Source organism: Polynucleobacter sp., from assembly GCF_018500155.2.
Classification (GTDB): domain Bacteria; phylum Pseudomonadota; class Gammaproteobacteria; order Burkholderiales; family Burkholderiaceae; genus Polynucleobacter.
Window position 1 is genome coordinate 1 of sequence record NZ_JAHBAK020000053.1, and the last position, 20459, is coordinate 20459.

Below are 20459 nucleotides of genomic sequence, written 5' to 3' on the forward strand. Positions count from 1 at the left end.
CGTGCTAGAATCGCAATTCAGTTAATTTTTCGATATCTATCGAGCATATACGAGTTAAATAAGTATGACTACAGTCCGCCTCCGCGAAAACGAACCATTTGAAGTGGCATTGCGCCGTTTCAAGCGCACCATTGAGAAAAATGGTCTTTTGACAGACTTGCGTGCCCGCGAGTTTTACGAGAAGCCAACAGCTGAGCGTAAGCGTAAAAAGGCTGCTGCTGCTAAACGCCATTACAAGCGTATCCGCAGCCAAATGTTGCCAAAGAAGCTTTACTAAGCCAATTTAAAGCTCTCTTCACCGAGAGGCTTTGAAACCCGCTGACGGTGAAACGCAGCGGGTTTTTGCTTTTTAATCACTAGTCATTATTCTTTACATTACAACCGAACACTAGGATCGCATCATGAGTCTGAAAGATCAAATTACTGAAGATATGAAATCTGCAATGCGCGCTAAAGAGACTGCGCGTCTGGGCACCATCCGTCTTTTGTTAGCAGCCATTAAACAACGCGAAGTAGATGATCGTGTTGTGCTCGATGATGCAGCCATCATTTCTACGATTGAAAAGATGATTAAGCAACGCAAAGATTCCATCTCTCAATTTGAAAAAGCGGGGCGCGATGATTTGGTTGCTGTGGAATCTGCCGAGATGATCGTCTTGCAGGCCTATTTGCCTGCGCAAATGTCTGATGCTGAGGTGCAAGCAGCGGTCGCTGCTGCAGTAGCCTCCACTGGCGCAGTAGGTCCGCAAGATATGGGTAAAGTCATTGGCGTCTTAAAAGGTCAGTTGGCTGGTAAGGCTGATATGGGCAAGGTGTCGGGCCTCGTTAAAGCAGCGCTCGCAAAATAAAAGAACTGAGCTCATACTCCTAGCCTTATGGCGCTCATCCCACCATCATTCATTGCCGATCTTCTTAATCGGGTCGACATCGTTGATGTGGTCGGGCAGCACGTCAAGTTAAAAAAAGCGGGCGCTAACTATCAAGGTTTGTGTCCCTTTCATTCCGAGAAGTCACCCTCATTTTCTGTATCGCCCACCAAACAGTTTTATCACTGCTTCGGATGTGGAGCACATGGATCAGCGATTAGTTTCTTAATGGAATATTCTGGTCTGGGTTATGTAGATGCCATTGAAGAATTAGCCCGCTCTGCAGGTCTAGATGTGCCGCGTGAAGAGCGCAGCGCAACTGATATTGCAAAACAGCAACGCGCTATGGCGTTGAGTGAGGTCATGAGTTCTGCAGCAGATTGGTATCGTCAACAACTCAAGAGTAGTCCTCGAGCGATTGATTATTTAAAAGGGCGCGGTCTTACCGGTGAAATCGCTAAGCGCTATGCCTTGGGTTATGCACCCGATGGCTGGCAAGGTTTAGAAGCAGTCTTTGGTCCGTATAGCAATGAAGAGGTGGCGAAGACCCTCGTAGAGGGTGGTTTAGTGATTCAGGGTGAGCAAGCAGAAGGTTCATCAGACAATAAATCAGCCGTCAAACGCTATGATCGTTTTCGTGATCGGGTGATGTTTCCTATTCGTAATCCGAAAGGACAAACAATTGGCTTTGGTGGCCGCATTTTGGATCAAGGTGAGCCGAAGTATTTAAATTCCCCAGAGACACCACTCTTCTCTAAGGGCAATACCCTTTACGGTTTATTTGAAGCAAGACAAGCTATCCGCGCCAAAGAATATGTATTGGTATGCGAAGGCTATATGGATGTCGTGGCACTCGCACAATTAGGTTTTCCTAATGCTGTCGCTACATTAGGAACAGCTTGCACTGCAAATCATGTGCGCATGCTTTTGCGCCAAACTGACAAAGTGATTTTTTCATTTGATGGTGATGCAGCAGGGCAGCGCGCAGCACAACGAGCGCTTGAAGCATGCTTGCCATTGATGTCTGACGATAAAGAAATTCGTTTCTTATTTTTGCCCACTGAGCATGATCCTGATAGCTATGTCAGGGCCTATGGTGCGGTCGCATTTGAAAAAGCAATACAAGAGGCGATGTCTATTTCTAGCTTCTTCTTTAAGGTGGCCAGTGACGGTCATGAGCTCACTACTCCAGAGGGAAGAGCGCAAACCCATCATGCCGCCAAACCATTGCTACTCTCTATGCCGCCAATAGCATTGCGTACTCAAATTTTGCGAGAGCTAGCAATTCGTACGAGCACCACGCCAGCTGAGTTAGAAGCATTTTGTGGACTTACAGTAGCGCCCGCACCAGTGGCTTATTCTGCAAGTGCAGTAAAGCAGCAAAATCCCAATAATCCAAATGCATTTAGCAATAGACAGAGTGCTCCTTGGCAAGCAGCTAAACGAGTTGCCACACAAAGTATTGAACCGCCAAAAGCGCCAATGGATTTGGCTGAGCAAATTTTGAGAGTACTCATTCAATTTCCGCATTTGGGAAAAGCAATGAATCATGAGCGTCGTTCATTGGCATTAAAAGCTGCAGAGCAACGATCAGCGAATGCGCTCACTTTGATGAAAGATCTTCTCTCGCAATGCGATCAAGTGGACCTCATTATTGATGACAGCGGAAAATCAGCTGCTGTTGGTGCTGGGGCGTTTGCCATGTTTCAAGATCAACTATCCCGTAGTGAACTGGCATCAATGTATGAAGTGCTTAGAAAACGTGTCCTGGGGACGGATGTTGACTTGGATGTGGCAACTGCAGATTTGGAAGGGGCTTTGAAAAAGCTAGAGCTTGGCTCTCTCAAACAGGAAATGACCGAAATTGCCCAAAAAATAGCCAATGGCAGTGCAACTGAGCAAGATAAGGCGCGATATCGGGAATTGGGCGAAAAACTGAAATTTTCATAAGAATTTACTGAATCACCCCTAGAAATCCCCTGAAAATGCCCCATATTTTTAGTGAATCAGGGGCTAAAAAAGTCGCAATCGACTATAATCCTCTGTTCCCAAGAAAAAAACGAATGAATTCAGCCACTTGCGTCATATTTTTTGAAATTTTGGGGTGAGTGGCTTTGTGGCTAGTAAATAGCGGGGCTGTGCTGAATCAGTCAAGATCAACAACTGTAATGTGAGTAAGTGCTAATAAATGCCTAATACCAAGACCAAAAAACCAGCCAAACCAGCTCCAAAAGCAAAAGCAGCGAAAGCGCCGGCTAAGCCTGTTGCAAAAACCAAGGCCCCAGCTAAACCAGTCAAGGCTGCTAAACCTGCACCAAAAGCAAAAGCAGCGAAAGCGCCGGCTAAGCCTGTTGCAAAATCCAAGGCTCCAGCTAAACCTGTAAAGGCTGCTAAACCTGCACCAAAATCAAAGACAGCGAAAGCGCCTGCTAAGCCCGTTGCTAAGTCAAAGGTGACGGCTAAGCCTGCACCAAAAGCAAAGACAGCGAAAGCGCCTGCTAAAGCAGTCAAGGTAATTGCAAAGGCAGCGAAAGTGGTTGCGAAGACTCCAGTAAAAGCATCCGCTAAATTAGTCAAGGTACCTGCAAAAGCAGTAAAAGTTGAGCCAGTGAAAAAAGGTAAAGCAGTTGCTCCTAAAGTTGAAGAAGCGAAAAATAGCAAAGATGCTAAAGAGCTGAAGACTAAAAAAGGACAAGTAGCTCCAGAAGCCGCTCCTGTTGAAGAGGAAAAGAAGCGTGGCCGCAAACCTAAGGCTGCAGCGCCTACTGAAGGGGCTGAACCTGTTTTAACTGATCGTCAAAAGGCCCGCGAGCGTAAGGCAAAAGAAAAAGCACTCTTAAAAGAGTTTGCTGCACAACAGTTGGGTACGGAAGAGCAGCAAGAGTTGCGTCGTGCTCGCTTGAAGACATTGATCAAGATGGGTATGTCCAAGGGTTACTTGACCCATGGAGAAATGAATGACGTGATGTCTGATGAGTTATCTGATGCGGATGCTCTTGAGACATTAATTAGTTTGCTCAACGACATTGGTATTACCGTGTATGAGCAAGCGCCAGATGCTGAAACATTAATCCTCTCAGATAACACTGCAGCCGCAGCTTCTGAGGAAGAGGCTGAAGAAGAAGCCGAAGCAGCTCTGTCGACTGTTGATTCTGAATTTGGTCGTACTACTGACCCAGTCCGTATGTATATGCGTGAAATGGGCACGGTAGATTTGCTCACTCGTGAAGGCGAGATTGTTATTGCCAAGAAGATTGAGGCGGGCCTCAAGGATATGGTGATGGCCCTAGCTGCTTGTCCAGTAACCATTGCTGAGATTCTCAGTAACGTCGACAAGATTGCTGCAGGAGAGCTAGAGATCGATCAATTTGTTGATGGTTTGGTTGATCCAAATGCTGAAGATATCAAGCTAGGTCCTGATGAGCCAGAGTTTGATGCTGATTCTGAAGAAGGCGACGATGATGGTGAAGATGAAGGTGGTGGTGGCGGTGGCGCTGCAACTGCTAATGCAAAGCAGCTAGAAGAGCTTAAGCAAATCTCCCTACAAAAGTTTGCCGTTGTCCGTACGCAAGCTGAAAAGATGCGCCGTGCATTTGATAAAGATGGTTATAACTGTCCAGCTTATGTCAAGGCACAAGATGCTATTCGTGCTGAGTTACTCGGTTTCCGTCTAACAGCAAAAAGCGTTGAGAAACTATGTGACACCATGCGTGCGCAAGTCGATCAAGTATGGAAATTGGAGCGCGGTATCGTGAGCTTGTTGGTTGACAAGGTTGGCGTCAATCGCGGTGAAGTCTTAAAAGATTTCCCGAAGATGTCTATGGATTTAGGCTGGACTGACAAGTTGCTCAAAGAGAACAAGCCCTATAGCGCACTCTTACAACGTAACGTTCCAGCGATTCAGGAGCTGCAGCAAAAGCTCATCGATATTCAAAAGAATGTCGTTATTCCGTTGCCTGAGTTAAAAGAAGTGAATAAGCAAATGATCGCGGGCGAGAAGCGTGCTCGTGAAGCTAAACGTGAAATGACTGTAGCGAACTTGCGTTTGGTGATCTCGATTGCTAAGAAATACACTAACCGTGGCTTGCAGTTCTTGGACTTGATCCAAGAAGGAAATATTGGTTTGATGAAGGCGGTAGATAAGTTTGAATACCGTCGTGGATATAAGTTCTCTACCTATGCAACATGGTGGATTCGTCAAGCGATTACCCGTTCAATTGCTGACCAAGCACGTACGATCCGTATTCCAGTTCACATGATTGAGACGATCAATAAGATGAATCGCATTAGTCGTCAGATCTTGCAAGAAACCGGACATGAGCCAGATGCAGCAACATTGGCGCAGAAGATGGAGATTCCTGAGGACAAGATTCGCAAGATCATGAAGATTGCGAAAGAGCCTATTTCAATGGAAACACCAATTGGTGATGATGAAGATTCTCATTTGGGCGACTTCATTGAAGATGGAAATACGCTAGCACCTGCTGAAGCAGCATTGCATGACTCTATGCGTGATGTAGTGAAAGATGTGTTGGATTCGTTAACACCACGTGAAGCAAAAGTATTGCGTATGCGCTTTGGTGTTGAGATGAGCACTGACCACACTCTTGAGGAAGTTGGCAAACAATTTGATGTGACTCGTGAACGTATTCGTCAGATTGAAGCAAAGGCCCTCAGAAAAATGCGTCACCCAAGCCGTAGCGACAAACTCAAGACTTTCCTCGAGGAAGATTGAACCAAAGACTAACGGGCCTATAGCTCAGTTGGTTAGAGCAGAGGACTCATAATCCTTTGGTCCCAGGTTCAAGTCCTGGTGGGCCCACCAATGAAATCAACGACTTAGGGAGAAATTCCTAAGTCGTTTTTCTTTCTGTGTAGTCGGTGTGTAGCACATAACACCACTAAACCCCAATAGATACATGACTCTGGCTTGGAGCAACAAACTGAAAGTAGATTGTTGTGGCCCTTAGATTTTCTTTAAGGTCTCTAAATACTCTACAGATTTCACCTCTGGTAATTCCTTCAAAACCCATCCTATTTCGTTTGTGAGGGGTTGTGAGCCATCCCAATAAGTTATTAAGAATCCCATTAGAAAAGTGAAAATGGCAAAGCTTAGAAGATAGATTTTGTTATTTCTCATTCTTCATTTGCTTTATGGAGTTAATGCAATCAGATACGCTGTGTTTTGGAAACTTCCCGACATTCGCTTTTTGTAATGACTGTACACAATCAGATAGTGAATATCTTAATTTGATAAGGTTAGTTTGATTCATATGATTTTCTCCTTTCATTTTTCTATGATGACTAATTCATCTATCTTCTGTAACTCAGAGAATTTCTCCTCTGACAAAAAAGCTGGTTCACCATTGGCTTTGGTTATTTCAATGTACCCAGAATCAAGTTTGCGCGAAAGGTAATCATTTGCCACTAACGGAGTAAATTCCACCTCAATACCCTCCGCAGGGCGTTTCTTAGCGATGATCCCGTGATTAATACGTATCCACATAAAGCTAATGTTTGAGCAGTTAGCTAGCCCAGATGGATCTGAGCTAGCTAATTTTTATTAAGCCGCTTCCTTGACTTCCTCAATCACCAGCTTAGAGTCGCCACCAATCAAAATCTTGCGGGGTAATTTCTCCTCAGGAATGACATTCTCTAGCTTGATGATCAGCAAACCATTTTCGACATCAGCAGAGCGCACAATGACCGTCTCCGCCAAGGTAAAGTCATGGCTAAAGTCTCGATTAGCAATGCCCTTATGCAGGTATTCGCCAGTCTGCTCTGCTTTAACCTTACCGATAACGGTTAACTTGTTACCTTCAGCCGTAATATCAATCTCATCATTTTTAAAGCCTGCTACTGCAATTTCAATAGCATAGTCTCGCTCATTCTTTTTAATGATGTTGTATGGGGGATAGCTTTGGGCTTTGCTCAGGCCCTCTCCAGAGCTCATTTGTTCCATCGCATCAATCAGGCGATCAAAACCCACAGAGCTTAGTAATACATTTCTACCAAATGGATAAGACATCGTTTTCTCCTTAAATTTAAGCAAGTTCACAATTTCCTAGACCCCTAAGGCATCTAGTTAAATCTTATTTAAGGATGGATTTTTTGAATTTCAAGGAGTTGAATTTCATTTTTTTGTCCCTATGTATAAGTCAAAGAACTAAAAATTCCCCACTAAGATTGGGGATATTTTTATTTGTCACTTTTAGGTAATTGAATAGCTAACTGATTACATGGAGAAAGCAAAATGCTCGAAACTGAACATTTAGAGCTCCAGGAAAATAACCAGGAGCCCATTACTAGGCCTAAGCTCAAGCGCTTGATTTTGGAATATCTTCAAAAAAGGAGTCGCAAGGAAATTCTGGCGGAAGACTCTTGTGATGAGGGGTCGTCTTCGGTCGACTAGCTTATACAGGGGATGGTTTACAGGTCTTGAAATACTAAAAATTACCCCCAAATAATAAAAGTTAATCTTTTCTATGGAAAATTGAAATGACTGTTGTTACAAAAGAAACACTTGGATTTCAGGCTGAAGTAAAGCAGCTTTTGCAGTTGATGATTCACTCCTTATATTCCAATAAGGAGATTTTCTTGCGAGAGCTAATCTCCAACGCTTCTGATGCTGCCGATAAATTGCGTTTTGAAGGTATTGCTCATCCTGACTGGTATGGTGATGATCCTGAGCTCAAGATCAATGTAGAGTTTGATAAGACGGCTAGAACGCTTACTATTTCAGATAATGGTATAGGTATGAGCCGAGAAGAAGTGATTAATAATCTTGGCACAATTGCCCGCTCGGGTACTAAAGAATTCTTTACTAAACTTTCAGGCGATCAGCAAAAAGATGCAGCATTAATTGGTCAGTTTGGTGTAGGCTTTTATTCGGGCTTTATTGTTGCTGACAGAATCACAGTAGAAACCCGCCGTGCTGGATTACCAGCCTCTGATGGCGTCCGTTGGGAGTCGGATGGTTCTGGTGAATTTACAATTGAGCAAATTGATCGACCTCAGCGTGGTACCTCAATTACCCTACATTTGCGTGAGGGGGAAGATCATTTCCTCAACAGCTATCAGCTTAAATCGATTATTCGCAAGTACTCCGACCATATTTCTTTGCCAATTCAGATGCACAAAGAAGAATGGGATGCCGATAAAAAAGAGCAGGTTATCAAGGATGAGTTAGAAAGTATTAACCAATCTTCTGCATTGTGGGCTCGCAATAAGTCAGAAATTACAGAAGAGCAATATAACGAGTTTTATAAGCACCTATCGCATGATTATGAAAACCCACTGTGCTATTCATTAAATCGAGTAGAGGGTAGAAGTGAATTTACCCAGTTACTTTTTGTTCCAAGTAAGGCGCCATTTGATTTGTGGGATCGCAATAAGCGTGGTGGTATTAAGCTGTATGTAAAACGCATCTTTATCATGGATGATGCTGAAAAGCTCATGCCGATGTATTTACGATTTGTCACGGGCGTGATTGATTCAGTTGATTTACCACTAAACGTTTCCCGTGAAATATTGCAAGAGTCGCGTGACATTAAAGTGATTCGCGAAAGCTCTACTAAGCGAGTGCTGAGCATGCTTGAGGAGATCGCTAATAGCGACGATGAGGCCAAGAAAGAGAAATATCGCACCTTTTGGACGCAATTTGGCCAAGTGCTCAAAGAGGGTGTTGGCGAAGATCATGCCAATCAAGATCGGATCCTCAAGCTACTCCGTTTTGCTAGCACCCATACTGATTCGGCTGAGCAGACGGTATCTTTAGCTGAGTATGTCTCACGTATGAAAGAAGGCCAAGACAAGATTTACTATGTCACGGGTGAAACTTTCAACGCAGCTAAAAACAGTCCGCATTTAGAGATTTTCCGCAAGAAAGGCGTTGAAGTCCTCTTGTTATCTGACCGTGTTGATGAGTGGATGCTTTCCTTCATTACTGAGTTTGATGGCAAGCAATTAGCATCCGTTGCTAAGGGCGGATTGGATTTAGGAAGTCTAAGTGATGAAAAAGAAAAGAAGGAGCATGAGGAGACTGAGAAGCAATTCAAAGACTTGGTTGAGCGCATGAAAAAAGTCTTGGAAGATAAGGCTAAAGATGTGCGGGTGACCTTTCGCTTAACGGATTCTCCAGCCTGTTTGATTGCTGATGAGAATGAACTGTCTGGCAACTTGCTGCGGATGCTAAAAGCTGCTGGTCAAAATACCCCTAATATGAAGCCTATATTGGAGATTAATCCAGAGCATCCTTTGCTATCCAAGCTCAAAAGCGATGATCAGCATTTTGATGATTGGACTAATCTCTTATTTGATCAGGCTTTATTAGCAGAGGGTGGTCAGCTCAATGATCCAGCCAGTTTTGTAAAGCGCATGAACCAATTGCTGCTGAATTAAGTTTATAAGACTCGTCTCTATTGCGGGTGTCGTATAACGGCTATTACCCTAGCTTCCCAAGCTAGAGACGAGGGTTCGACTCCCTTCACCCGCTCCATAGTTATAACGAGCATTACTAAAGGTAGCGCTCGTTCACTTGACAAACTGTTTGGAGTAACGAAGTGCAAGAGGGTTGCTCCAAAATTCCTTAGGTTTCGAAAACCAAAGACCTGGATGCCACTTCTTTAAATCCACGAATTTGCTTACACATTTGCTTGCACACCGACACTGACCACCCGCAGACACCCTGTTTACAATGGTCTATCTTGGGCTTCTACTCTCATAATCCTTTGGTCCCAGGTTCAAGTCCTGGTGGGCCCACCAGAAACAAAAGCCACTCTTCGGAGTGGCTTTTTATTTAGCGCTATGTTTTGGATATCTTTTTGACCGCACTGTATCGATGACAAGATATGAGATGATCGTTGACCATTCCGCTGGCTTGCATAAATGCATAACAAATTGTTGTGCCAACAAACTTAAATCCTGCCTTTAGTAGCGCTTTGCTCATTGCATCAGATTCAGGTGACCTTGCAGGTAGTTCATTTAAATAATGGCGCTTGTTTTGAATGGGCTTATTTTTAACAAAAGACCAGACAAATTCATTAAATGGCTGACCGCTTTTTTCCAGGGCCAAATAAGCTTTGGCATTGCCTATGGTTGCGGCTACTTTTAAACGATTACGAATAATTCCTGGGTTTGCTAGCAACTCAGAAATCTTTTTGTCGTCATATTTGACAATCTTCTTCGGATCAAAATTATCAAAAGCTTCCCGATAGGACTCGCGCTTCTTTAGAACGGTTGACCAAGAAAGGCCGGCCTGAGCACCTTCTAATATCAGTAATTCAAATAGCTTTCTGCTGTCACGCAGAGGAACGCCCCATTCAGTATCGTGATAATGGCGGTATAGATCAAAACTCTCACACCAAGGGCAACGAATGATGGATTTCATAGCACGATTCTAAAGTGATTCATTAGTGCTGGTGGATGAAGAAAGCCCTAGTAATTTAATGCTGTATTCATTGTGTGAGTCATTCTTTGGCGCATACTTAAAGAATCTGAAGAAATTAGGAGTTATATGAAGGTTTTATGGTCTGTATTGGTATTGGGGTTTTTTGGTTTGGCGCATGCCGCAACCCCTCAGGATTTTTTGAAATCATATGAATCTCAGTCAGGCAAGGCCTCGGCTAGCAGGGGCGAGCAATTTTTTAATACAAAGCATGGGAAAGAATGGAGTTGTGCATCCTGTCACGAATATCCACCTAATCACGAAACCAAACATATCGTTACTGGTAAGGTCATCAAGCCACTAGCGCCATCAGCTAATTCTGCTCGTTTTACTGACGAGGCAAAAGTTGATAAGTGGTTTAAGAGAAATTGCAATGATGTGCTTGGTCGCGAATGTACTGCGCAAGAAAAAGCAGATGTTCTAGCATGGCTTATGAGTATTAAGTGAGGCGCAAATGAAACACTTCTTTACATTGACCATAGCTTTATTTTTGGTGAGCCCAGTCTTTGCTGCCAAGATGCCCATGCCCTCAGATATGCCTAAATCTTATGATGCCGAATGCGCGAGTTGTCATATGGCATATCCGCCAGGCTTATTAAGTGAACAGAGTTGGCAAAATGTCATGGAGGGTCTTGGTAAGCACTTTGGCACAGATGCGAGTATCGACGAAAAAGATAAAACTGAAATCACTATTTGGCTTAAGAAAAATGCGGCAACTAAACAAAAATACCGTGTAGTAGCGCCAGACAATCGAATTACAAAAACCGCTTGGTTTATACGCGAACATGATGAAATTAAGGCGGATGTTTGGAAAAGAGCCAGTATTAAAAGTCCAGCGAATTGCGGCGTATGTCACACCAGTGCCGCCGAAGGTATTTTTAGCGAGAAGAATATAAAGGTCCCTGCTAAATGAGTGAAAAGCAAGTCATACTGGTATGGGACGTGCCCACCCGAGTTTTCCATTGGCTCTTAGTACTGTGTTTTGCTGGTGCTTGGCTTACGTCGGAGAGTGAACGCTTGCAGATGATTCACTATGCATTTGGTTACTCTGCCGTTGCCCTCGTTTTATTTAGGTTGGTATGGGGCTTAGTTGGGACGAAGTATGCGCGCTTTACTCAGTTCCTTCGGGGTCCTAATGAGATGGCAGGGCATATCAAAAGTGTATTAAGTAGTCATCAACATAGCTCGCCGGGGCACAATCCGGTTGGGGGAATAGTGATGGTTGGTCTCATGCTCATTATTCTCTTGATTGGGTTGACGGGCTATTGGGGTGTGAAAGAGTTTCTGGGCGACTTTATGAGTGAAGCCCATGAAGCAATCGCAAGTCTCGCTTTAGGATTGGTTATTATTCATATTGCTGCGGCAGTCATTATGAGTTTGGTGCAAAAAGAAAATTTAATTCGAGCGATGGTAAATGGAAAAAAACAAGGATTGCCGGAGCAGGCAATTCGCTTTCCGCAATATTTGATTGGCTTTTTGTTGGCGCTAGGTTGGATGTATTTTTTCTACTTGGTAGTGAGTGGTTCATTGCCGGCCCTCACGCAATAACGGTCTGCATTCCAAAATTAGATCCCCGGGTTGACTGTCCGTCCCAGTATGCTTGCCAGAAATATCACTATCTTCCCTCGGGTTGGTATTTCTGGTAAATCAATAGCCTCTTTGTCGTTACAATAAATTTTTTTTCATTCATTAGGCTTAATCATGATCAGAATTGCAACTTTTTTAATTACTGTATTTTTAGCCGTTCCTATTGCGGCTCAATCAAGAGAGATTAAAGTTGCTGCCGTTGAGTTTGCGGCAAAGTCGCCAGGTTTCGAAGTGAATCTTCCTGGGATTATGGATGCGGTCACTGCTGCCGCCAAAAATGGCGCCAAGTTAATTGTTTTGCCTGAGGGTGTTACCACGGGTTTTGCTTATGTGGATGCAAAGTCCTTAATGCCATATGCCGATACCGTTCCAGGCAAAACCACAGCTTTAATTTCTAAGATAACGCAACAATACAACGTATATGTAGTAGTTGGCATGATGGAGAGAGATCCCATCACTAAGCAAATTCATAACGCTGCTGTGTTGATTGGCCCCAAAGGCTACATTGGTAAATATCATAAAAATACCTTAGCAACGGGTGAGGGCGTTGCAATCACGCCAGGTAAATTGGGTTTCCCAGTATTTGATACTGAGATTGGTCGTATTGGATTGGTAATTTGTTTTGACGATACCAATCTTCAAAATCTTTTGTTGCCAGTATTAAGAGGCGCAGATATCGTGGCGCAACCGATTGGCTCTAATAAGATGGCGAGTATTTATGCTGCGAGTTACACCAATCACTCAACCATGGCAAATATATCAACTGCCGTTAGTTGGATGGGATCGAATGTGATTTCAGCAAATTCCACCGGCTCTGAGGGTTTTGGAAAAGTACAGATAGACTTTTTTGATGGAGCCTCATCCATTTGGGATAACTCAGGAAAGCGTTTAATTTCAGCACCGCTATCTACACCGGCTAATCCAACCAAACCACAAACTATTTACGCAACCATTAATCTTGATAAAAAGAGCGCGCAAAAAGAATACTGGTTTAAACATCGTCGTCCTGAGCTCTATCAAGACATTAATAGCTATCGTTACCCAGATGATGGTGCTGCAACCTATGCTCCCAAACAGGTATCAGCAGCACTGATTCAATACGAGCCTAAGTTGGGCCAAGTGGATGAAAACTATAAGAGAGTGGATCAACTCATTCGAGAGCGATCCGGCGTATTTAACTTAACAGTGTTGCCATTTAATTCATTTTTGGGGCCCGTAAGACTTAACAAGGACAACATAGCTCAATATGCAGAAGAGCTTAATGGTAAAAGCTATCAATTAGCTGCAGGTTTGGCCAAAAAATACAGCACTTTTGTTCTATTTTCTATGCCCGAAAAAAAGGATGGTAAGTATTATGAAACAGCTGTGCTGTTTGATGGTACTGGTTCGCAAGCTGGTCTTTATCGCAAGTCTCATTTGAACGACTCCGAAAAAAATTGGGCAACTGCAGGTAACGATTTGCCTATTTTCAAAACCTCTAATTTTGGCAACATCGCAATCATGTTGGATGACGAAGTACGTATTCCAGAGTTGACACAAATGTATGGCATCTACAGAGCAGATTTAATATTGGTGCCTGCTGCCTACAATCAAAAAGATTATGGTGGTCCGGTTGATATCCCCAAAGGGGTAGTGCAGGATGCTAGCAATAAAGGGATGTCAATGTGGTACAGCATTGCAAAGTATGCGCAAGCCTACACTTTAGTTGCCAACTATATTGGCGGAGAACACCAAGATATTGGTGATAGTGCTGTTTATGCTTTGACCCCAGAAGTAGGTTACTACCCACCAAATATTGCACCCAAAAAAGAGCTTGCTCATCTGGTTGATTTCACGACCCATACGAATAACACCGTATACATCGATCAGGAACGTTTGATAGCTAGTCGACGCTGGGATGAGGGGGCGCCAATAGCCCTGGATATGAATAGCGCTTGTTTTAAAGAATGGCGGAAAAACTCAACTAGCAAAGAAATCTGTCCAAACTCTCGATGATTAGGGGGGGCGACAATGATCTAATAATCTTGTCGTCAATGTTTTAAGACTGTTGAGATTGCTGGTGCCCAGTCTCTAAAAATTTCAGCGGCTTTTGCAAGTGAGATGTTCCCGCCTTGCTAAAAATAATAAGGTCTAGGGGCTATTTGTTGGGCGGAGATTCCTTATAATTCAACCCAATAAACCCCATCTTCAGTTTTTAGTCTATTGAATATTTATGAAAACTATCTCAAAACTTGTCTTGCTACTTATTAGCGCACTCAGCGTTGGACAAAGCTTTGCGCAAAGCAATCCTGAGGCATCACCTATTCCAAAAATTAGCAATGAATGGCGCTATGAAGTAACGCCTTATCTTTGGGCTCCCGGAATTAAAGGCACAATTAATTTTGATAACAGATTGACCAAGTCTGCCGATATGAGCTCAAGTAATGTGCTCGGTAATCTGAAAACAGGCGGCATGATTGCTGGTGAAGCACATTATGGTAATTGGGGAGTCATGGGCGACATTATCTCTGCCACCTTACAAAATACCGGCGCTATTCCTGTCCATGGCGGCCTCACAAGTATTGCTGATAAGATCACGTTACAGCAAACCATTTTGACGGGCGCTGCTACATACACACTCCTCAATACAAAAGATGCTTATGCTGATGCTCTGCTTGGTGTCCGTGGTATTGATATCACTGCGACACTGAATGGCAATTTAGAGCGCACACCTATCTCAAGAACCATCTCTAAAACTACTTCGACTGTAGATCCGATTATTGGTGCTAAAGGGCGCTATCGTATTGCTGACTCTAGCTGGTATATCCCAGCCTATGCCGATATTGGAAGTGGCGGGGGCACTACGAATTTGACATGGCAAGTAGCAGCTGGTGTGGGTAAGACATTTAATAAGCTAGTGGATGCCTCATTAACTTACCGCGTGCTTTACTATGATATGAAATCAGGGGGTGTGTTGCAGAAGACCACCATGCAAGGTGCGCAGCTTGCTGTGACTTTTAAGTTTTAATGAAGGACGCACCCTCATGCCATTGAGATGGTGATGCATTCACTGTTTTAGTTGGCAAGCAAAAAAGAAAGCCACTCATTGGAGTGGCTTTTTATATGACTCAAACAACTATCTACTTGATCCAACTAATAAATTGCTCATTCGGCCGTCTGACTTTCTTGAGTTTGACAAGCCAATCCTCATCTTCTTTTCTATAGCCCAATGGCAGCATAACTACGCTGCGTAGACCCTTTTCTTTGAGATTAAGAATTTCATCTAAAGCTTTGGGGTCAAAGCCTTCCATTGGTGTTGAGTCTACTTCCGCTTCTGCAGCAGCAATCAATGCTGTTCCCAGTCCAATATAGGCTTGCTTTGCTGCATGGGTGAAATTTGCTTCAGGGCCTCGTGCCGGATAGTTTTTGAGAAGCATTTGACGATACGCCACGCCCGCATCATTCTTAAAGTTGCGGATATTTTCAGTCATATCAAAAGCATCATTAATGCGTTGAGCCGTGTAATCATCCCACGCAGCAAAAATGATGAGGTGGGAGCAATCGGTAATTTGGGATTGATTATTGGCTATTGCCTTAATTTTTTCACGCAAATCTTTATTGGTAATCACAATCAACTCATAAGGTTGCAAGCCACTAGAGCTAGCGGTATGCCTTACTGCCTCCAAAATTGAATCCACTTTTTCTGGAGGAACTGATTTGCTGGCATCCATTTTCTTCGTGGCATAACGCCACTTCAATTTTTCTAATAGACTCATTCGCTTTCTTTCTTATACGTTATAAAAGTGATCGAAATGATCTTAGTCCAATTGATAAAAATTTGCTCAGACTGCTAATGACTCTGAGAAATGAGATGCTGGCAAAGTAATGTACTTGCTGGGGACTGTCGACCATCCTGTTTAATTGCTAACAGGAGATTGCGTTTAGCCCAGGCATCCTCAAGACGGATGACTTTGAGTCCCAAGGCCTTGATCTGTGGTGCACAGGCTTGATATGGCAAGACCCCAATTCCCAGGTTGACCGCAATCATTTGGCACATTGCATCATAGCTTCGGACCTGAATGCGTAGTCTCATATGTTTATTTAGACGCTCTGCATGGCGAGAAGTCAGTTCCAATAATGAGCTACCGCGATTGAGTCCAACAAAATCAAACTCAAGACACTCCTCGAAGGAAATACTTTTGCGGCTATGAATTGCATGATCTTGACTACACACAATGACTAACTCATCGTGACCTATCACTTGGGTATTTAAACCTGTTGTTGGTGTTCCTTCTGCGAAGACGCCAATATCTGCAATACCATCAAGCAACGCTTTAACAATGTCACCACTTAATTGCTCTTCTACTTCCACTTGTATTTCACGGTGCTCTTTTAGAAAGCTCGCTAAAGCCGATGGTAAAAACTCAGTGAGTGAAGACATGTTTGCCCAAAGTCGTACATGCCCTTTGCTGCCTTTAGCAAATTCATTTAATTCATTACTAAATTGTTCAAAACCTTGAAACAGTCTTAAAGAGTGTTGCATAACGGCATGGCCTGCGGGTGTCAATGTCACTCCTTTTGCAGATCGATCTAACAACATCAGTCCAACGGTTTCTTCGAGCTCAGAAATTCGCCTGCTGGCAGCAGAGAGAGCTAAGTGACATTCAGAGGCCCCTTTGGTAATACTGCCCGATTGGGCAATGGCACAGAAGAGCTTGAGTGTGACAAAGTCAATTCTGGCAGGGTTCATTTGGGGTTTCATGGGGGTATTCTAGCGAAGCCTTCGCAAAATGAGAAGGCTTGATGGCTTCATAGCAATTCCCAATTGGTTGTAGAGGGGTTATTTTGTTGGTATTGCAAAAAATGATGAATAGGAATGCCAGATGGAGCCACTCTCAGGATTGAAAGTGATTGAAATGGGTCAACTCATTGCTGGCCCTTTCGCTGCCAAAACATTGGCGGATTTTGGTGCGGATGTGGTGAAAATTGAGCCCCCCAAAGTGGGTGATGCTTTGCGTAAATGGCGTCTATTAAAAGATGGCACCTCTGTTTGGTGGCAAGTGCAGTCCAGAAATAAGCGCTCACTTTCTCTCGACCTACGTCAAGCAGAGGCACAAGACATTGTTCGTAAATTGGCTACTGAGGCAGATGTATTAATCGAGAACTTTCGTCCAGGGACGCTAGAGGGGTGGGGGCTTGATCCCGATAGATTGCTTGCGCTAAATCCAAAGTTAATTATTTTGCGTATCAGTGGTTATGGGCAAACAGGTCCATATAAAGATAAGCCTGGATTTGGTGTTGTTGCGGAAGCGATGGGTGGACTGCGACATCTCACTGCGGAGCCTGGCAGAGTGCCAGTGCGCGTGGGGATAAGTATCGGTGACACATTGGCTTCATTGCATGGTGTGATTGGTATTTTGATGGCGCTGCAGGAGCGTCATCGCAGTGGCAAAGGTCAAGTCATTGATATTGCCCTATATGAGGCGGTCTTTAATTGCATGGAAAGTTTATTACCTGAATACAGTGCGTTTGGTGAAGTAAGGCAGGCCGCAGGAAGTGCATTACCTGGAATTGCGCCCACCAATGCATATCAGTGCGCTGATGGCGGTTATGTATTGGTTGCGGGTAATGGCGATAGTATTTTTAAACGGCTCATGAAATTGATCGGACGTGAAGACTTAGGAAATGATCCGCAATTAGAAAATAATGAAGGGCGCGTGCAGCGGGTGGTAGAGCTTGATGCAGCGATAGGACAATGGGCAAAAACAATGAATACAGATCAGGCATTGACCGCTCTTGATTCAGTGGCGGTTCCTGCTGGACGTATTTATACGATTGCCGATATTGCTAATGATCCACACTACCGTGCTCGGGAAAATATTCAGACAATTCAGATGCAAGATGGCAGCCAATTAGAAGTACCTGGAGTATTGCCGAAGTTATCGCGTACACCGGGTTCAATTAAAACTTTGGCGCCTACGATTGGCCAGAACACCGATGAGATTTTGAAAGAGATTGGCTTGAGTGATGTTCAGATAGCCCATCTGAAAGAACGTGGCGTAGCATTTACCCAATAAGAGAAAAAAATGACCAGAATCTATTTCAATGATGTCGTGACGCGTGATGGCTTTCAGATCGAACCTTACTTTATCCCAACGGAAGATAAGATCAAGCTGATTGATGGCTTAAGTGAATGTGGATTTGCGAAGATTGAAGTCACTTCATTTACTTCTCCTAAAGCAATTCCGATGCTGCGCGATGCTGAAGAAGTAATGGGAAAAATTAAACGAGTGCCCGGAGTTGAATATACCGTTCTCGTTCCCAACTTGCGTGGAGCAGAGCGCGCCCTGGAGTCGCGTGCTGATGAGTTGAACTTAGTGATGTCTACTTCCGAGACGCATAATCTGGCGAATTTAAGGATGACGAGAGAAAAAAGCTTTGCTGGATTAGCAGAAGTTATTCGTTATGTGGATGGTAGGGCGCCCATCAATGTCTCTTTGTCCACCTGCTTTGGTTGCCCCATGGAGGGAGAGGTTCCGCAAAGCGTTGTTGAAGAATTTGCGCAGCGTTTTGTAGATTTGGGTGTGCGTGGACTCACCATCTGTGACACTACCGGGATGGCAAATCCAAAACAAGTCACATCTATGGCGCAGTCCTTGCAAGATAAGTTTCCGCAAACTGAGCTCACGATGCATTTTCACAATACCAGAGGAATGGGTTTGGCGAATGTATTGGCTGCAGTGCAAGCAAACATTGTGCGATTTGATGGATCGCTGGGTGGTTTGGGAGGCTGTCCTTATGCTCCAGGAGCTAGCGGTAATATCTCGAGCGAAGATGCGATTCACATGCTCGATGCGATGGGTTATGACACTGGTATCAATATTCCAAAGTTATTAGTTTTAGCGCGTGAACTACCGCAGATTGTTGGACATGCCGTTCCAGGTCAAGTGGCTAAAGCAGGCCGTACTTGCGATTTGCATCCCGCACCTGAATACATCAACGAATTGAAGTGAGGAGTCAATATGATTGATCATTTAGACCACTTGGTGCTGACAACGGCAAATGAAACAGCTTGCGTTGATTTTTACACTCGTATTTTAGGAATGAAACTTGAATCTTTCATTGGTGGTACTCCACCAGTGGAGCGTAAGGCTTTTAAGTTTGGCAATCAAAAAATCAACTTACACATAAAGGGTAAAGAGTTTGAGCCTAAAGCGAATATTCCAACTCCTGGCTCATTAGACCTTTGTTTTATTGCGGATCGACCTTTGAATGAAGTGATTAGTCATTTGGCGCAAGAGCGTTGGCCTATTATTGAAGGCCCGGTGGTTCGGACGGGCGCTACAAATAAGATCAATTCTGTTTATGTGCGCGACCCAGACCAAAACCTCATTGAAATTAGTGAATTGATTTAGCCCCTACCTACAAATGGCATATTGGTTGCCATGATCGTCATATTGAGGATATTGCTCTCAAGAGGAAGTTGAGCCATATGTAACACTGCTTGACCAACATGATCGACGTCCATGCGAGGTTCAACCTTAATAGAGAGGTCGGCTTGCATAATACCCGCAGCCATCCGCTCGGTCATTTCGGTGGCAGCATTGCCAATATCAATTTGGCCGCAGGCAATGTTAAATGGCCTTCCGTCAAGCGCGATGGATTTAGTGAGACCGGTAATGGCATGTTTTGTGCTGGTATAGGGCGCAGACATGGGTCTAGGAGCATGGGCCGAAATTGAACCATTATTAATGATGCGCCCACCTTGTGGTGATTGCGATTTCATCATGCGTATCGCTTCCTGAGAGCACAGGAATGTGCCACAAAGATTGGCATTCACAACATTCATCCATTGTTCGTAGCTTAGCTCCTCCATGGGAATGGCAGGCGCGCCAATGCCAGCATTATTAAACAGCACATCGATTCGACCAAATTTCTCATGAAGAGCAGCAAATAGTTTTTTTACTTGTTCGGGTTTGCCTACATCACATGCCACCGCTAAACAGTTCTCACTGGTGCCGCCAATGTCCGTAATGGCTTTTTGTAGTTTTTCGAGATTACGTCCAGTGAGTACTACGCTATATCCGCCTTGCAATAAGGCTTTTGCGGCGGCTTTACCAATACCGGCGCCAGCGCCAGTTACTAGCGCAACTTTTTGATGAGTGGAATTCATATTTTCCTTATGCTTAATCTTTTGATCAGTGTAGGTATTTTATCTTTAGTAGCGGAATTCAATCTTTCAAACGTATGCTTTTGCGTGACTTTTCAAAAAAGTGTTCTGGTTTGGTCTTTACCCATTGTATAAAGCGTTGCATATCAGGATGCTCTTGCAGTGCTAGTGCAGTATTCAATTGTGTGGCTAGCTCGGTTTCGGTAAAAAGAGCATGAATTTGTCGATGGCAGATTCGATGCAGATATTCTGTTGCTTTGCCCCCCTTTGACTTGGGAATAAGGTGGTGAGCATCTTTTTGGGATTCGGGAATAGCGCGCTCGCAGATGGGGCAAATCAGCGCAAGATTCTTGGGGGCCATTCTTGGCTCCGAATCAATGAGCTTTTGACGAATTTTTCCGATCATAAGTAG

General features: G+C 43.9%; 20 protein-coding genes and 2 tRNA genes. 15 read left to right on the forward strand and 7 right to left on the reverse strand.

What is annotated here, in order from left to right; translation table 11 throughout:
• The first annotated feature begins 64 nt into the window (after window positions 1–64).
• The 5 genes from rpsU to KIH43_RS06715 all read left to right on the forward strand — a co-directional run bounded on the left by rpsU (window position 65) and on the right by KIH43_RS06715 (window position 5691).
• Window positions 65–277, forward strand: a complete 213-nt coding sequence (gene rpsU / locus KIH43_RS06695) for a 30S ribosomal protein S21 (protein WP_011903537.1) — start codon at window positions 65–67, stop codon at window positions 275–277.
• 124 nt (window positions 278–401) lie between these two features.
• A complete protein-coding gene (locus tag KIH43_RS06700) occupies window positions 402–848 on the forward strand; it encodes a GatB/YqeY domain-containing protein (RefSeq protein WP_296969616.1) in 447 nt (148 codons plus the stop codon).
• A 27-nt stretch (window positions 849–875) separates the two neighbouring features.
• Window positions 876–2816 (forward strand): DNA primase, encoded by a 1941-nt coding sequence (gene dnaG / locus KIH43_RS06705; protein ID WP_297719051.1) that lies wholly within the window; start codon window positions 876–878, stop codon window positions 2814–2816.
• A 238-nt stretch (window positions 2817–3054) separates the two neighbouring features.
• Window positions 3055–5601 (forward strand): RNA polymerase sigma factor RpoD, encoded by a 2547-nt coding sequence (gene rpoD, locus KIH43_RS06710; protein ID WP_297719054.1) that lies wholly within the window; start codon window positions 3055–3057, stop codon window positions 5599–5601.
• A gap of 13 nt (window positions 5602–5614) precedes the next feature.
• Window positions 5615–5691, forward strand: a tRNA-Ile gene (locus tag KIH43_RS06715).
• 462 nt (window positions 5692–6153) lie between these two features.
• On the opposite strand, the gene KIH43_RS06720 is transcribed toward KIH43_RS06715, so the two are convergent.
• Both KIH43_RS06720 and KIH43_RS06725 read right to left on the reverse strand, forming a co-directional pair.
• Complete coding sequence (locus KIH43_RS06720) at window positions 6154–6372, reverse strand: hypothetical protein (protein WP_297719057.1); 219 nt, start codon at window positions 6370–6372, stop codon at window positions 6154–6156.
• Between the two features lie 57 nt (window positions 6373–6429).
• Entirely contained in the window at window positions 6430–6894 is a 465-nt protein-coding gene (locus KIH43_RS06725; RefSeq protein WP_296970547.1) for an Hsp20 family protein, read from the reverse strand.
• Between the two features lie 470 nt (window positions 6895–7364).
• Between KIH43_RS06725 and htpG the strand changes: the two genes are divergently transcribed.
• Both htpG and KIH43_RS06735 read left to right on the forward strand, forming a co-directional pair.
• The gene (gene htpG / locus KIH43_RS06730) at window positions 7365–9266 is read left to right on the forward strand and encodes a molecular chaperone HtpG (protein WP_297719060.1); all 1902 of its coding nucleotides are present in this window, start codon (window positions 7365–7367) and stop codon (window positions 9264–9266) included.
• 22 nt (window positions 9267–9288) lie between these two features.
• Window positions 9289–9363, forward strand: a tRNA-Gly gene (locus KIH43_RS06735).
• Window positions 9364–9669: 306 nt separating this feature from the next.
• Here KIH43_RS06735 and KIH43_RS06740 read toward each other — a convergent pair.
• On the reverse strand, window positions 9670–10254 hold the full coding sequence (locus KIH43_RS06740) for a DNA-3-methyladenine glycosylase I (protein WP_297719062.1): 585 nt from the start codon (window positions 10252–10254) through the stop codon (window positions 9670–9672).
• 126 nt (window positions 10255–10380) lie between these two features.
• On the opposite strand from KIH43_RS06740, the gene KIH43_RS06745 reads away from it, so the two are divergent.
• The 5 genes from KIH43_RS06745 to KIH43_RS06765 all read left to right on the forward strand — a co-directional run bounded on the left by KIH43_RS06745 (window position 10381) and on the right by KIH43_RS06765 (window position 14905).
• Complete coding sequence (locus KIH43_RS06745; RefSeq protein ID WP_297719065.1) at window positions 10381–10758, forward strand: DUF1924 domain-containing protein; 378 nt, start codon at window positions 10381–10383, stop codon at window positions 10756–10758.
• Between the two features lie 7 nt (window positions 10759–10765).
• Window positions 10766–11224 (forward strand): diheme cytochrome c, encoded by a 459-nt coding sequence (locus KIH43_RS06750; protein WP_297719068.1) that lies wholly within the window; start codon window positions 10766–10768, stop codon window positions 11222–11224.
• On the forward strand, window positions 11221–11859 hold the full coding sequence (locus tag KIH43_RS06755; protein WP_297719071.1) for a cytochrome b/b6 domain-containing protein: 639 nt from the start codon (window positions 11221–11223) through the stop codon (window positions 11857–11859). The genes KIH43_RS06750 and KIH43_RS06755 overlap by 4 nt, the downstream gene beginning before the upstream one ends.
• Window positions 11860–12012: 153 nt before the next feature.
• The gene (locus KIH43_RS06760; RefSeq protein WP_297719074.1) at window positions 12013–13893 is read left to right on the forward strand and encodes a carbon-nitrogen hydrolase family protein; all 1881 of its coding nucleotides are present in this window, start codon (window positions 12013–12015) and stop codon (window positions 13891–13893) included.
• Between the two features lie 217 nt (window positions 13894–14110).
• Window positions 14111–14905: a hypothetical protein gene (locus KIH43_RS06765; protein WP_297719077.1), complete on the forward strand. Its 795-nt coding sequence runs from the start codon at window positions 14111–14113 to the stop codon at window positions 14903–14905.
• 112 nt (window positions 14906–15017) lie between these two features.
• Here KIH43_RS06765 and KIH43_RS06770 read toward each other — a convergent pair whose 3' ends face one another.
• Window positions 15018–15653, reverse strand: coding sequence for an NAD(P)H-dependent oxidoreductase (locus tag KIH43_RS06770; RefSeq protein WP_297719079.1), 636 nt, complete (start codon window positions 15651–15653; stop codon window positions 15018–15020).
• Window positions 15654–15727: 74 nt separating this feature from the next.
• Window positions 15728–16639 carry a LysR family transcriptional regulator gene (locus tag KIH43_RS06775; protein ID WP_297719082.1) on the reverse strand — a complete coding sequence of 304 codons (912 nt, stop codon included), beginning with the start codon at window positions 16637–16639 and terminating at the stop codon, window positions 15728–15730.
• Between the two features lie 121 nt (window positions 16640–16760).
• Here KIH43_RS06775 and KIH43_RS06780 point away from each other — a divergent pair, with 121 nt between their 5' ends.
• The 3 genes from KIH43_RS06780 to KIH43_RS06790 are packed head-to-tail and all read left to right on the forward strand — an operon-like array spanning window position 16761 to window position 19292.
• Window positions 16761–17954 (forward strand): CaiB/BaiF CoA-transferase family protein, encoded by a 1194-nt coding sequence (locus tag KIH43_RS06780; protein WP_297719084.1) that lies wholly within the window; start codon window positions 16761–16763, stop codon window positions 17952–17954.
• Window positions 17955–17963: 9 nt separating this feature from the next.
• Window positions 17964–18890, forward strand: coding sequence for a hydroxymethylglutaryl-CoA lyase (locus KIH43_RS06785; protein WP_297719087.1), 927 nt, complete (start codon window positions 17964–17966; stop codon window positions 18888–18890).
• A 9-nt stretch (window positions 18891–18899) separates the two neighbouring features.
• Complete coding sequence (locus tag KIH43_RS06790; protein ID WP_297719089.1) at window positions 18900–19292, forward strand: VOC family protein; 393 nt, start codon at window positions 18900–18902, stop codon at window positions 19290–19292.
• On the opposite strand, the gene KIH43_RS06795 is transcribed toward KIH43_RS06790, so the two are convergent.
• Window positions 19289–20050 (reverse strand): SDR family oxidoreductase, encoded by a 762-nt coding sequence (locus KIH43_RS06795; protein WP_297719092.1) that lies wholly within the window; start codon window positions 20048–20050, stop codon window positions 19289–19291. The two genes, KIH43_RS06790 and KIH43_RS06795, sit on opposite strands and share 4 nt — an antisense overlap.
• Before the next feature lie 58 nt (window positions 20051–20108).
• A complete protein-coding gene (locus KIH43_RS06800; protein ID WP_296968700.1) occupies window positions 20109–20453 on the reverse strand; it encodes an HNH endonuclease signature motif containing protein in 345 nt (114 codons plus the stop codon).
• Between the last annotated feature and the right edge of the window lie 6 nt (window positions 20454–20459).